The sequence below is a fragment of the Burkholderia sp. PAMC 26561 genome (assembly GCF_001557535.2).
Lineage (GTDB): Bacteria > Pseudomonadota > Gammaproteobacteria > Burkholderiales > Burkholderiaceae > Caballeronia.
Genome location: NZ_CP014308.1, coordinates 308662 through 322772 on the forward strand (window position 1 = coordinate 308662; position 14111 = coordinate 322772).

The window sequence follows — 14111 nt, forward strand, 5'->3', positions numbered from 1 at the left end:
CTATTTATAGTGCCCGAGCATGCTTAATCCTTCCAACCATGTTTGCCCATCCTTCTTGAAGACATTCACCGATGGAACAGATGTCTGATTGGATATTTCGTTGGAAAGCACCTCGGAATGTGTCACAACCCAAACCTGCGTTTTTGTAGCAGCTTTTTGAATCATCTTAGCGAGCGGGCGTAAAAGATTAGGATGTAAGCTACTTTCGGGCTCGTTTAGTGCAATAAAGGGCGGCAAACGATATGCATTAAGTGCTCCTGCAAGCGCCAAAAACCGGACCGTTCCATCAGATAATTCAGATGCATCAAATAAGCGTCCGGGATATTCCAAGTATTCGAGGCCAAACGTAGCCGACTTCTCAGGGAAAGGTACGATCAGTCGGGCGCCGGGAAATGCGTCGGCGACTGCTATGTCCAAGTCAACAGTTTCTTGTCTAATATGTCGTAAAGTAGCAAACACCGCTGCTAAATTACCGCCGTCGGAATCCAGCGCAGAGCTTGTGATTGGAAGGGAGGGCCGCCGCAACGGGGCATCACGGTCGGTTCGAAACTCATGGTAAAACCTCCAAGCTTGCAGAGTAGCGCGTACGGCGTCGAGGTCGGGATAACGCCGGGTATCCCTTAGCGATGCGAGCGCTGTTTCCGACGAGAGCAAGAAATTCATCTTGTCTTGTTCGACTCCTTCATTGTCGACTGCGGACATAAACGCGTTGCGTCGGTGAAGAAGGGTTAATGGTCGCCGGCATTGCAAGTTGATAGGCGATTCGGTTCTTATCTGTGGCTCTAGTGGAAATGCAGGACTAGGAGGCGGAGCGACAAAACCTATCTCGCATTCGTACCTAAAACAGCGTTGATTCGTTTCTCTTTCTGAAAGTTCCACAGTTAAAATAATTCGTGATTTGCCAGCCAGCTTCGATACTCCGGCCCAGATGGCAGATGGCATGCCCCCCTCCCTTACCAGATCCTGCGCTAGGGATCCGTTTGCAGCCGACTGAATAAGTTGCAATGATCGATACAAATTGGTCTTTCCAGTACCGTTTTCGCCAACGAATATATTGAGGCCGCCGAGAGGAAAATCGATTGAGCGAAGCGACCGATATCCCGAAACCTTTATTCTTGAAATATTCATGCTTGGATTTGCCGGAAGGGGTATGTCTTTCAGGATTTACTTAGTAAATTAGCATGTTTCGAGGTCGGGAAACAGTCCATGCGGACGGATGAATTTGAGTCAGTTGGTCTTGTTAGGACAAGCATTTCAAGCATCTGCTGCCGATAGTGTGACAGATTGGCTCCAAGAGCAGGCGATCGCAAATGTCAGCACGGGCGCGTGGCCGCGGGCGACACTTCAAACGGTCAAGTGGGCTCCTTTCCGGTCCGACAATCACTTAAAATCGCTGCGGTTAATGAGTCCAGAGATGAATCGATACCGCCGACAACGTCATTTGACATAATGTTAATTATCACCTATTCGTAAAACGCTTAACAAACGTCGCTCAAAGCCACATTCAGTGGCGGTAAAAAAGCCTCATTGCATACCACCAAAGCACGTGTGGACTATAATGCACATGTTTTCCAACATGGAGATGTGCATGGGTAAGGCACTCGAAGTCCGGGCACGCAAATCAACGAATGTCACGCTGCCGCCTGAAGTTCTGGATCGGGCCAAGGAGCTCGGGATCAACCTTTCGCGCGCAAGCGAGCGTGGTGTACGCGAAGAAATCCAGGAGACCGAGGCTCGTCGTTGGGCTGATGACAATGCCGAGTTGGTCGCGGCATACACTGCGATGGTCGAACGCGACGGGCTCCCGCTCTCGAAATACAGGACGTTTTGATGGCGCGTTTTGATCTTTACGATAATCCCGACGACGAGACGCGGCGCCTTGCACCTTACCTGCTCGACGTGCAGAGCACGCATGTCGGAATCTTGCCGACGCGCATTGTGATTCCTTTGAGACCTACCCCGGACCTCGGATTCTCAGGCAAGCCGTCCGATTTGCTGCCAGTCTTCGAAATCAATGGAGAAAAGCACTTTCTCGACACGCCTGCCATGAGTGCTGTTCCGCAGAACGCGCTCGGCAAACGCATTGGCTCCCTTGCGGATCGCCGCGATGCCATCTTGGCTGCAGTCGATCGGATTTTCGGCGCCTACTGAACGGAGGCGTCAGTGATCAGTCTAGTAGGTGAATTGGCAAAAGTGCAGACATCAGCGGCACTGAGGACACTCAGCGTTGCGCGTAAGCATTGATCTGCGATGTCCATAATCCTTAACCGTCAAAGCCCCGTACTGCCGCCCTTTTGGTGAGTTCGTACACCGCTGTGTTATGTGACTTGCAGACTCAGGCTACTTTTGCGGTCTTTCATTTCAACCAGCGCAAATTAATTAATTCGCATTCCTGACAAATTAAAACACGATCATTCTATTTATGTCAATTATTTTAGGTTTCCTAAATTAACAGCGATGGAGTTGGAACAATTATGTCAGCCTAGGGTGTCTGGCGTTGCGCACGTTATAGCCATCGCGTTTGCCGAAAATCCGCGCACTTACGATCTTGGTGCGCCAACGCGATTTATTTTCGAGCAGGATTGTCGCAAACAACACATGTTTGCAACGCTCTCCACCGGAGCTGCCTCATCGTCCGCAAAGAATTCGCACGTTACCGCACCACGCACTGCCTTCAATCGGGTCAACGATCATGAAGTTTTTTGGCCAGCGCGCTTTATTAGCATGTCGAACGGTGTGGACCGCTTGCGTTCTCCGGTCAGACGATAAATGGCATTGGCAACAGCCGGTGTCACTGCCGGGCTCGATAGCTCGCCTACGCCCCCCGGTTTGGTGAGGTCTCCCTGCACGATCTCGATATCGACGGCGGGCATGTCGCTCATTCGCGCCACCCGATACGTATCGAAGTTGCGTTGCATGACGCGGCCGTCGCGGATGTTGATCTGGTCGAAGAGCGCGTGTCCGAGGCCCCACATCAGGCCACCATAGAGTTGCTCCTCCACGCCACCGGGAGACACCGCCAGACCGCAATCCGCCACGCAAGTGAGCTTCTCTATGACGATCGCTCCTTCCTTCTTCGCGACACGGGCGACGACCGCGACATAACTGCCATACGCCTGATTGGTCGCAATGCCCAGCGACACGCCTGCGGGCAGCGGCTCATGCCATCCCGCGCGCTGCGCGGCTCGTTTCATGACCGCCGCATGGCGCGGCTCATCATGCATGTTCGCCAGCCGGAACTGCAACGGGTCGCGGTTGCCGAGATGGGCCGCTTCATCGATGATCGACTCGACCGCGAACACATTAGAGATGTAGCTGACCGCCCGATACCAACCCGTCGGGACACCCGTTTCATGGCGCACCCAGCCAATGTCCAGATGCGGCGCGCGGTACGTGAACTCGCGCGCGTTTATGGCCTCGGTGGTGCTGTAGTCCATGCGATCCGCGCGATCGAAATAACCCGGCTCCCATTGCTCCGGCGACGCCGGCGAGACGGCACGCAGTTGCAACGCGGCCAGGCGGCCGTGCTCGTCGAGCGCCGCCTTCGCGCGATGGTACGTAGCCGCGTGATGAAACAGCGCGCCCATTTCCGTCTCGCGGCTGTTCATCAGCTTGACTGGTTTGCCGGTCTTTACCGCGAGGTAGGTAACTTCGAACAGCCAGTATTTGGATTCGCGCGCGCCGAAGCTGCCGCCCGATACAAGCTCGTGCACTGTGACCTGATCTCCCTTGAATCCGCCGATCACTTCGGCGGCCTCCTGCGCCGTTGAAGGGACCTGGATACCGCCCCAGTAGGCTATTGCATCCTTGCTTGCCCATGCGGTGACGTTGACGGGTTCCATCGGATTCTGGGCTTTGTACGGCATCGAATACGATGCTTCTATCACGCGCGCCGGATGCGTCCACGCGGCCTTCGCGTCACCCGATTGAATGGTCGGCACGACATGCGCCGCCGGGCTGTCGAGCCACGCGGCCTGATGACCTGCGAGCGCGTCGCTGTTGAAGCTTTCGAAGAGGCTGTCGTCCCACTCGATCTGCAACGTCGCCTGTCCTTGATGCGCTGACCAGTAGTCATCCGCAAGAATCGCGACGCCTGCCTGATTGCCGCCCAGCACATCCGGCCGCCCTGGAATCTCGATCACGCCGCGCACGCCCGGCACTTTGAGTGCGGTGGACGAATCGACGCTGCGCACGCGCGCGTCGATCACCGGCGCGCGCGTGATCACGGCAACCAGCATGCCGGGCAGATCGACGTCGATGCTGTATTGAAACGTCCCCGCGACCTTCTGCGCGGCCCCGCGCTTTTTCTGCAGCTTGCCGATGTACTTGAACTGCGTGGGGTCCTTGAGCGCGACATCCTTCGGCGCAGGAACGCGTGCCGCAGCTTCAGCTAGCGATCCGTAGTTCGCCCGCCGGCCACTCGCTGCATGTTCAACATAACCGTTCGCCGTCGAGCACGATGCAACGGGTACGTTCCACTGGTTGGCAGCAGCCGCGACGAGCATCGCCCTTGCGGTTGCTCCTGCCATTCGAAGGCGATCGTATTCGAGCGAGACGCTGGTACTGCCCCCCGTTGAGAAAACCTTCCACAATGGATGAATGTAGACCGCGTAGAACGGATTTTCGGGCGTGATCACGTCGACCGCGAACGGGTCGACATCGAGTTCCTCCACCACGATCGCTGCCAGCGCGGTCCGCGTTCCGGTGCCCGAGTCATGTTTGTGGACTACGAGTTTGATCGTGTCGTCGGGTAATACGCGGACCCATGCGTTGGGTTCGAATTCGTTGGTCGCGCTCGTTGACGCAGCGGTGCCCGATGCTTCGCTCGCCCGCGCGTCAGGCAGACGAAAACCGACAGCAACCCCTGCGGCGACCAACGCCGAACCCTGCTTCAGGAAGCGTCGGCGGGAAACCTCTCGAGACTCGACCAGCGTCACGGCCGGTTTGCTTGCGTCGCGCATCATGCCTCCTTCTTTGGCGACAAGAGTTCGGGAGCGGCGCGTTTGATCGCCCTTCGAATACGCGCATAAGTGCCGCAGCGACACACGTTGCCCGACATGGCCGCGGTGATCGTTTCGTCGTTGACTTCGGGCTTGCCGTTGAGGAACGCCGCGGCTGACATTAACTGCCCGGGTTGGCAATAACCGCATTGCGGCACGTCCTCTTCAACCCATGCACGCTGCAACGGATGCTCGCCGGTCTTCGACAAACCTTCGATAGTCGTAATGCGATGCCCCGCTACCGCCCCCACCGGCAGCACACAGGAGCGCATCGCGTTACCGTCTAGGTGCACGGTGCACGCGCCGCAAAAACCGCCGCCGCAACCGAACTTCGTGCCGGTGAGTTTCAGGCTGTCGCGCAACACCCACAACAGCGGCATGTCTTCCGGTACATTGTCGAGCGTATGCCGCTCGTCGTTGACGATGATCTCGATCATGGGTGTCTCCTTTCGCTTGTCGCTTGTTGTCCAGCCGTCGCGCCGATTATTGAAAGCCGTTAAATCCCGCGCCAGCGACAATTTCTTCTAACGGCCGTCAGTCCGACTAACAGGTATGTTCAAACGCTACCCTTCCATCCAGTCGATGCAAGCTTTCCTCAACGCGGCGCGCGGCGGCAGCTTCTCGAGCGCGGCAAGGCAGCTCGACCTCACGCATAGCGCGATCAGTCAACAAATCCGGACGCTGGAGGAATTCGTCGGGCAACCGTTGTTCGAACGCAAGAATGGGCGCGTGATGCTTAACGACGCCGGCGTCCTGTTCGCCAACCTGCTTGGCGACGGCTTCGAGCAGATCGACCGTGCGTTGTCCTCCGTGCAGGAGCGGCCGGCCTCACACTCCCTTACGCTCGACGTCGATCCAGAGTTGTCACAACACTGGCTTAGCTCCCGACTGGCCGGGTTGATCGAAGCGTTGGACGGGCGTGCGCTGACTGTGCTGTCGACGCCTCGCCACGAGCGCACGGCGTTCGAACGCGTCGACATAGCATTGCGATACGGCTACGGCGAATGGGAGGGTTATGAAAATAAGTTGATGTGCAGCGACCGGTTGACGGTCATGGCCTCACCCGCGCTGGTGAAAAAATTCGGCCTGAGTTTGCCGCTCGCGCCTGAGGCGGTGCTCGAGTTGCCGCTGCTCGGTTATACCAAGCGATCATGGATTCCATGGCTCGAAGCGGCCGGCCTGGCGGCGCTCGAACCCTCGAACACGCTCGCCGTGTTCGACAACGCGGCTAGCCTGATTGAAGCCATGGCAGCGGGCGTAGGCGTCGGGCTCGCACGGGGTTTGCTCGCGGCGGATGCACTACGTGCAGGGCAACTGGTGACGCTGACCGAGGTCGCCATTCCAACCCACTACAACTTGTACGCAGTGTGGCCGCAGGGCAAACGCGAGAGGGTGGCGGACGTGGTGGAGACGCTCAAGGCGCTGGTGGCGCAGAGCCTTGAGTGAAAGGTGCGTCAGTAGAAAGTGCTTCCGCGCATTGGCGCACGGTATCGAGAAACAGCCGTAGCACCGGCGACGTATCGCCGGTCCGGAAGCGCGCATAGAGCGACACCTCCGGCGGTTGTCCGCTCAACGGCATGAACACTACACCGCCGGTTGTCAACTGCTGCGCCGAGGACGGCACCAGTGCCACGCCAAGCCCTTGCCTCACCAGGCACAGCAACGTCTGCACTTCGACCACCTCCTGCTCGATCTTCGGCGTAAACCCGGCTTCAATACAACAGTCCCGTAAGAACCTCGCAAGCTTCGAATGCGTCAGGCCGAACGACACGAAGCGCTCCGCGTGCAACTCCTTCAACGCGATCTCCTGTCTCTGTGCGAACCGATGTCCCGGCGGCAGCACGGCCATTGCACATTCCCTCACGACCACCTCGCTCTGGATCTCCGGGTCGTCATGGGTCATACGAAAGAAACACACGTCCAGGCGGTGCTCCTTCAGCGCTTGTATCTGCGCGGCAGGCGTCATTTCGTGCAGCGTCCAGCGTACGGCCGGATAACGCTCGTCGAACGCGCGCAGCGCGAGTGGAATGGCGTCGACCATGGCAGAACTGATGATGCCTATCTCAAGGTTCCCTACTTCCCCTCGCCCCGCGCAGCGCGCCAGATCGATCGCCCGTTCGAACTGCGCGAACACCAGGGGCACTTGTTCCTTCAGTGTTTTCCCTGCCTCCGTAAGCTCGACACGATGTTGCGAGCGCGTGAAAAGAGCCGTGCCCAGCTCTTCTTCAAGCAGCCTGATCTGCTGGCTCAAAGGGGGCTGGGAAATGTGCAGGCGCGCGGCTGCGCGGCCGAAATGCAACTCGTCGGCAAGCACCGCGAAGTAACGCAACAGCCGGATGTCCATATCGCCTACGTATCAAGAGTCACGTTAAAAAATATTGTACAGAGCGCTTTTGTTTGAAGAGACTGCGAATCAAGCAGCAGTGCACATCAGTGTGACACTCGATGCCGGCGAGGGGAAAGCGCTAAAAAATAGTGCTTTGACAAGGGCCGCAATGCACATCCGCAGATGCGCCTGCCAGCGATCCGGCAACTGGTTAATGCCAGTTCCTCTGTTATGGGAGATCGAGTACATGATCATCGACACAAGCTGTTACCCGACCAACCTGGTCGACCTCGCCTGGCGCCACGACGGCGAACCGTTCACGGGCGAACGCCTCCTCAAGACGCTCGACGGGCCGTACATCATCAACGGCAAACCGCGCCGCATCGACAAGGCTTTTATCCAGCCGCCCCAGGGCAACACAATCTATACGTGGACCGACGGCGAGCGCTCAGGCCGCGAGTCGATCGACGACTACATGGCCTACACCGTCGAGCTGACACAACGTTACCCCGACCGCCTGATAGGTTGCTTTGTCTACAACCCGCGCTGCGGTCCGGAGAACGGGGCCAAGGCGATTGAGTTCTACGCGAAGGAACACGGTTTCAAGATGGTTCAGTTGCAGGCCAACATGCACGCCTACCGACCGGACCGCGCACTCGACTGGTTAAGGCCGGCACTGCGCAAATGCGCGGAGCTGGGGCTCATCGTCAAGCTTCATACCGGCGATGGTCCATACAGCATTCCGACCGAGTGGTATCCGCTGATCCGGGAATTTCCGTCGGTGAATTTCATCATGGCGCACTTCGGCGTGCAGACCGGTGGCGTGTATTGCTTCGAGCCATTCCAGATGGCCATGGATACCCCCAACGTCTATTGCGAATCGAGCTGGTGCCTGCAATCGCGCATTGTCGAATTTGCGAAGGTGCTGCCCACGCACAAGATCCTGTACGGCTCCGACACGCCGCCGAACGAACCGGGCATGTGGCTGCGCCTGCTCGAAGTCCTGTGCCACGAGCCACCGCAAGGTCTGAATCTTGATGAGGACACGCTCGAGGATTATCTCGGCAACAACCTCGCGCGAATGATCGGCCTCGAACCGAGTCCGCCGCCGCGCAGTGTGGAGCAAGCACACGACTATCTGAACCAGTTTGCCGGAGCCCGCGCATGATCATCGATACCCATCTGCACCCGACCAATCTCGTCGACGAAGCCTGGCGCCATACCGGCGAGCCGTTCACCGGCGAGCGCCTGCTCAAGATGATGGACGGCCCGTACATGATCAACGGCAAGCCGCGCCGTATCGACATGGGGTTCATCCAGCCGCCGCCCGGCAACACGGGTTATCGCGACGGTAACCGGCGTGGCCGCGAGGGCATTCGCGACTACATGGCGTACATCGCCGAACTGACGCAGAAATACCCCGACAGGTTTATCGGCAACTTCACCTACAACCCGCGCTGGGGCCCGGAAAACGGCGCGGCCGAACTCGAGTTCCATGTGAAGGAGTACGGCTTCAAGATGCTGAAGCTGCACGCCAACATGCATGGCTACCGGCCTGATCGCGCGCTCGACTGGTTGCGTCCCGCGATGAAGAAATGCGCGGAACTGGGCGTGGTCGTGTTGATTCATACAGGCGACGGGCCGTACACCATCCCGACGCAGTTCTATCCGATCATCCGCGAATTTCCGATGGTGAATTTCATCATCGGTCACTTCGGGATCCAGACCGGCGGCAACTATTCGTTCGAATCCTTCTGGATGGCAATGGATACGCCGAACGTGTATTGCGAGTCGGGCTGGTGCTATCAGTCGCGCATTGTTGAGTTCGCGAAAGAGTTGCCGCGCAACAAGATCGTGTTCGGCACGGACTCGCCGCCGAACGAGCCGGGCATGTGGTTGCGTGAACTGGAAATGCTGTGTTCGCCGGCGCCGCAAGGCATGGACCTGGACGAGGACGGACTCGAAGACTACATGGGCAACAACATCGCGAGGCTGGTCGGCATCGAGCCGAGCAAACCGCCGAAGGATCTGGCCGAGGCTGAGAAGCGCCTCAAGGCGAGCTATGTGTAGTTGATGGAGGACCACGGGCGCCGTATCTGCATGCGTATCCAAGCGTGCGCCCGTGGTCGTCGCGCCTCTTTTTTGTCCACACGCCGGAGCCCACCATGGCCGATGCACGCTTGCACGAACTCGCGGGAACGCAGGACTTTCACGCATTCGTGTCCACCTATCGCGACCTCTTTCCCGATGACGTGCTGACGATCAGGCACCCGTTGTCCGCCGATCAGGATGTGACTGCGCTGGTCGCGGAACTGGCGGCGCGAGGCCGGCATGAGATGCTGGTCTGCGAGCAGGTCGATGGTCTGGACACACCGCTCGTCACTAACGTCTTTGCGTCCCGCAGACGCATTGCGCGGCTGTTCGATGTCGAACCGCCGCACTTGTTTGAAGCCTATCAAAGCCGTGCGAATGCGCCGCTTGCGCCGCGTTTCGTAGCGAACGGTCCAGTGCTCGATCAGGTCACCGAAGGCGATGCAGTCAACCTCGATCACCTGCCAATGATCCGGCATTTCGATACCGACCGCGGCCCTTACATTACCAACGCGGTGATCGTCGCCGAAGATCCGGTGACGGGCATCGCCAACCTCAGCTACCACCGTTCCATGTGCCACGCGCGCAATGCACTCGCCACCAGCCTGCACTCACGCGGACACCTTTGGCGGATGCTACAAAGCGCGCAGCAACGCGGCGACGTGCTCCGCGTTGCAATGGTGATCGGCGCTCATCCGCTCTTCATGCTCGCAGCTTCCGCGCGGGTACCGTTCGGGACGGACGAGCGTTTGATTGCCGGTGGCCTGTTCAACGCGCCGCTTGAACTCGTGCGCACGCCGCGTTACGGCATAGGCGCACCCGCTGCTGCGGAGTTCGTGCTCGAAGGCACGATCGATCCAGCCGAGCGCGCTGAAGAAGGTCCGTTCGGGGAGTTCTCCGGTTATTCGTCGGATCGCTCGACCAACAATGTGCTGCGCATCGACACCATGATGCGCCGTCGCGATGCATGGCTCGTCGACGTGGTCGGTGGTCCGTATGCCGAGCACCTGACGCTCGCGCGTTTGCCGCGCGAGGCGGAAATGAGCGAGAAGTTGAAGGCGCGTTTTCCCTCCGTGACCGCGCTTCATTACCCGAACTCCGGCACGCACTTCCATTGTTATGTCGCACTGAACCAGTCGCGCGACGGTGAAGCGCGCCAGATCATGCTCGCGTTGCTCGGCTGGGACCCTTATCTGAAGAATGTGATCGCGGTGGACAGCGACATCGACATCAGCGACGACTCACAAGTGTTATGGGCGGTCGCTACGCATTTCCAGCCGCATCGCGACCTGTTCGTGATCGACGGCTTGCCGGGCAGTCCGCTCGATCCTTCGTCTTCGGCGTCAGGCACGACCTCGCGCATGGGTATCGATGCGACTCGCGGCTCCGCATTCGAGGGCATTCGCGCGCGCATCGGCGAACGTGCGATCGATCAAGCGCGTTCTCTGCTTGCTGGTCTCGAGCGCGGAGTGCCGGCATGACAATCGATAAAAACCGTCGCATGGTGGTCGGCATCAGCGGTGCATCAGGATTCATCTATGGCGTGCGCTTGCTTGAATTACTGCGAGGACTGGATGTGGAAACGCACCTGATAGTTTCGCGCGCGGCCCTTCTTACGATGACGCACGAGACCCATTACAAACTCGCCGACGTCAGCGCGCTCGCTACCACGACACATCGCTGCGACGACCTTGCAGCCAGTATCGCAAGCGGCTCGTTCCGCACGATGGGGATGATTGTCGCCCCCTGCTCGATGAAGACGCTCGCCGAAATTGCTAACGGCATGTCGCTCGGCCTGATTTCAAGAGCAGCCGACGTGACGCTTAAAGAACGCCGCCCGCTTGTCCTGCTCGCGCGCGAGACACCGCTCACGCTGGCGCATCTGCGCAACATGACCGCCGTCACCGAGATGGGCGCCATCGTGGCCCCCCCCGTTCCCGCGTTCTATGCCCGGCCGCAATCGCTCGGACAAATGATAGATCACACGCTCGGCCGGGTGCTCGACTTGTTCGGGCTCGAGACAGGCACCGTTACGCGCTGGCGGGAGGCCGTCGAAGAACCGCTTTCCGCATGAAGATTAGCCAGGCATCAGCAGTCCGTACGACCACCAGGAGACGATCGATGAACACCATCCACATGACCCATCACGAAGCCGAGAAAATTCCGGTCACCATTTTGGCCGGCTTCCTTGGCGCGGGCAAAACAACACTGTTGAACTACATCCTGCGCGAAAACCACGGCCGCAAGATTGCCGTGATCGAAAACGAGTTCGGCGAAATAGGTATCGACGGCGGTCTCGTGCTTGAATCGACCGAAGAAATCTACGAGATGACGAACGGCTGTGTCTGCTGTGTCGGCGCGGTGCGCGAGGATCTGGTGCGCATCGTCCGCACACTGATCGACAGGCCCGAGCGGCTCGATCACATCATTGTGGAGACGAGCGGTCTTGCCGATCCGTATCCGGTCGCGCAAACCTTCTTCCTCGACGATCCAATCGCTAAACAGGTCACACTCGACGCAGTCGTGACGATGGTTGACGCGAAGCATATAGCGGCACATCTGGACGACATCCTCCTCGACGGTTCTGACAATCAGGCAGTAGACCAGATCGTATGCGCGGATCGCATTGTGATCAACAAGGTAGACCTCGTGAGCGAGCAGGAAGTGGCCACCCTGACCACACGGATTCGCGCATTGAACGCCACCGCCGACATTGTCCCGTCGAGCTACGCACTGATCGACCTGGGAAAGATCCTTGGCGTCGGCGCCTCCGAGTTCTCACAGCAACTGGTCGAAACGGGCGGACTTTCCGGGCATGAGCATGAGGATCACGATCACCACGAACACGCAAATGAGCACGAACACGAACACGAACACGACGCCAGTGTCTCGTCGGTAGGTATCGAGGTATCCGCCGAGGTCGACCTCGACGCATTGCAGGACTGGCTCGCCCAACTACGCGTATCGGATGCGAGCAAGCTGTTTCGCATGAAGGGCATTCTTGCCGTACAAGGGCAACCCTGCCGCTACGTGCTGCAAGGCGTGCACAACGTGATCGAGCTGCGCGCGGCGCAGGCTTGGGGTTGCGAGCCTCGGACTAGCCGCGTTGTTTTTATCGGCCGCGATCTCGATCGTGCCGAGCTGACCGACCGCTTCCATGCCTGTCTCGGCGCACCTATAACGGCCTGACGGGTTGAACAGCCGGCCCGCGGATGACTCGTGGCGCGACTGCTGCCAAAACGACGCGTGCAAACGCGCACTTGTGCCGCGGACCGCGGGCTGGTCAATAACGAAATTCAGGAGACATTCGATGAACACCGCCCCACACCCTGTCGATCAGCGCCTGCCGAAGCGCCAGGTAATTACGCTCGGACTGCAGCACATGCTGGTTGCTTATATCGGCGCGATTGCCGTGCCGCTCATCGTCGCGTCGGCGCTCAAGATGTCGTCCGCCGACACGACCATCCTGATCAGCACCGCGCTTTTTTGCTCGGGTATCTCGACCCTGCTTCAGACCATTGGCTTCTGGAAATTCGGCGTGCGCTTGCCAATCCTGCAAGGCGTTGCGTTCAGCAGTGTCGGACCGGTGATCGCCATTGGCTCGAATCCGAATGTCGGCTTCGCGGGCGTGTGCGGCGCCGTGATCGGGGCGGGTTTGTTCACGCTGTTCGCCGCCCCCCTGATCGGCCGGCTGCGACGCTTCTTTCCTCCAGTCGTGACCGGTTGCATCGTGACAGTGATCGGCTTGCAGTTGTTTCCGGTGGCTTACGAGTGGGCAGCGGGCGGACGGCAGAACCCCCAATTCGGCGCATCGCCATTCCTGCTGGTCGCGCTGTTCGTCGCCCTCGTGATACTCGCGGTCAATCGCTTCGGCTCGCCGTTCCTGCGCAACCTGTCAGTGTTGATCGGGCTCATTGCCGGCGGGATTGTCGCGTGTCTGCTCGGAATGGGGAATTACAGCGGTGTCAGGAGCTCGCCGTGGTTCACCATCCCTTATCCGTTCCACTTCGGCACACCGGTATTCGCCGTCGTGCCGGTGCTGACCATGATCGTTGTCATGGTGGTGCAGATGGTCGAGTCAATGGGACTCTTCATCGCGATCGGCGGGATTGTCGACAAGCAGGTCACCGAGGAAGACGTCGTGCGCGGCCTGCGCGCTAACGGGCTTGCCAGCGCCATTGCAGGCATGTTCGCGGCGTTTCCGTTTATCGCGTTCATGGAGAACGTCGGGCTCGTGATCCTCACGGGCGTGCGAAGCCGCTGGGTGGTTGCCACCAGCGGAGCGCTGATGTGCATCGTGGCCCTGGTGCCGAAGATTGGCGCGGTCGTCGCAGCAACGCCTGCCGCCGCGCTCGGCGGAGCGGGGATCGCCATGTTCGGCGTGGTCGTGGCAGCGGGCGTGCAGACGCTCTCGAAGGTCGACTTCGAAAGCAATCGATACAACGTGCTGATCGTGGGCTTCACGATCGCGACAGCGCTGATTCCCGTGATGGCACCCGAGGTATTCAAGCAGATGCCCGAGTGGACCCAGCCGTTCCTGCATAGCGGCGTCGTGCTCGCCTGTCTCGTCTCCGTGGCGCTCAATGCATTGCTTAACGGCGCGCACGACGAGGTCGTGGCCGAGACACATCAACTGGTCCGGGAATAAGTCAAATCGAATCGTGCGGCGGCCGTCTATGCGCCGCTGCAGGAAA

The 14111-nt window shown here is 59.1% G+C and carries 13 protein-coding genes; 9 read left to right on the top strand and 4 right to left on the bottom strand.

From position 1 onward, the window contains the following. The gene (locus AXG89_RS24350; protein ID WP_062173358.1) at positions 1-1128 is read right to left on the bottom strand and encodes an AAA family ATPase; all 1128 of its coding nucleotides are present in this window, start codon (positions 1126-1128) and stop codon (positions 1-3) included. 460 nt (positions 1129-1588) lie between these two features. Here AXG89_RS24350 and AXG89_RS24355 point away from each other — a divergent pair, with 460 nt between their 5' ends. Both AXG89_RS24355 and AXG89_RS24360 read left to right on the top strand, forming a co-directional pair. Beyond that, positions 1589-1831, top strand: a complete 243-nt coding sequence (locus AXG89_RS24355) for a type II toxin-antitoxin system CcdA family antitoxin (protein WP_047846543.1) — start codon at positions 1589-1591, stop codon at positions 1829-1831. Beyond that, positions 1831-2151 carry a CcdB family protein gene (locus AXG89_RS24360; protein WP_062173360.1) on the top strand — a complete coding sequence of 107 codons (321 nt, stop codon included), beginning with the start codon at positions 1831-1833 and terminating at the stop codon, positions 2149-2151. Before AXG89_RS24355 ends, AXG89_RS24360 begins: the two co-directional genes overlap by 1 nt. 539 nt (positions 2152-2690) lie before the next feature. Here the strand turns inward: AXG89_RS24360 and AXG89_RS24365 are convergent. Next, complete coding sequence (locus AXG89_RS24365; protein WP_062173363.1) at positions 2691-4964, bottom strand: xanthine dehydrogenase family protein molybdopterin-binding subunit; 2274 nt, start codon at positions 4962-4964, stop codon at positions 2691-2693. Beyond that, the gene (locus tag AXG89_RS24370; RefSeq protein ID WP_062173365.1) at positions 4961-5437 is read right to left on the bottom strand and encodes a (2Fe-2S)-binding protein; all 477 of its coding nucleotides are present in this window, start codon (positions 5435-5437) and stop codon (positions 4961-4963) included. Before AXG89_RS24370 ends, AXG89_RS24365 begins: the two co-directional genes overlap by 4 nt. A gap of 115 nt (positions 5438-5552) precedes the next feature. On the opposite strand from AXG89_RS24370, the gene AXG89_RS24375 reads away from it, so the two are divergent. After that, entirely contained in the window at positions 5553-6446 is an 894-nt protein-coding gene (locus AXG89_RS24375) for a LysR substrate-binding domain-containing protein (RefSeq protein WP_062173367.1), read from the top strand. Here the strand turns inward: AXG89_RS24375 and AXG89_RS24380 are convergent. Then, positions 6415-7344 carry a LysR substrate-binding domain-containing protein gene (locus AXG89_RS24380; RefSeq protein WP_062173369.1) on the bottom strand — a complete coding sequence of 310 codons (930 nt, stop codon included), beginning with the start codon at positions 7342-7344 and terminating at the stop codon, positions 6415-6417. The two genes, AXG89_RS24375 and AXG89_RS24380, sit on opposite strands and share 32 nt — an antisense overlap. Before the next feature lie 229 nt (positions 7345-7573). Between AXG89_RS24380 and AXG89_RS24385 the strand changes: the two genes are divergently transcribed. The 6 genes from AXG89_RS24385 to AXG89_RS24410 all read left to right on the top strand — a co-directional run bounded on the left by AXG89_RS24385 (position 7574) and on the right by AXG89_RS24410 (position 14065). Beyond that, on the top strand, positions 7574-8494 hold the full coding sequence (locus AXG89_RS24385) for an amidohydrolase family protein (RefSeq protein WP_062173371.1): 921 nt from the start codon (positions 7574-7576) through the stop codon (positions 8492-8494). Next, positions 8491-9396 (top strand): amidohydrolase family protein, encoded by a 906-nt coding sequence (locus AXG89_RS24390; RefSeq protein ID WP_062173372.1) that lies wholly within the window; start codon positions 8491-8493, stop codon positions 9394-9396. Before AXG89_RS24385 ends, AXG89_RS24390 begins: the two co-directional genes overlap by 4 nt. 95 nt (positions 9397-9491) lie before the next feature. After that, on the top strand, positions 9492-10898 hold the full coding sequence (locus tag AXG89_RS24395; RefSeq protein WP_062173374.1) for a UbiD family decarboxylase: 1407 nt from the start codon (positions 9492-9494) through the stop codon (positions 10896-10898). Positions 10899-10918: 20 nt separating this feature from the next. Beyond that, on the top strand, positions 10919-11491 hold the full coding sequence (locus tag AXG89_RS24400) for a UbiX family flavin prenyltransferase (RefSeq protein WP_062174084.1): 573 nt from the start codon (positions 10919-10921) through the stop codon (positions 11489-11491). 47 nt (positions 11492-11538) lie between these two features. Further along, on the top strand, positions 11539-12606 hold the full coding sequence (locus tag AXG89_RS24405; protein WP_062173376.1) for a CobW family GTP-binding protein: 1068 nt from the start codon (positions 11539-11541) through the stop codon (positions 12604-12606). Between the two features lie 121 nt (positions 12607-12727). After that, positions 12728-14065: a nucleobase:cation symporter-2 family protein gene (locus AXG89_RS24410; RefSeq protein ID WP_062173378.1), complete on the top strand. Its 1338-nt coding sequence runs from the start codon at positions 12728-12730 to the stop codon at positions 14063-14065. The last annotated feature ends 46 nt before the right edge of the window (positions 14066-14111 follow it).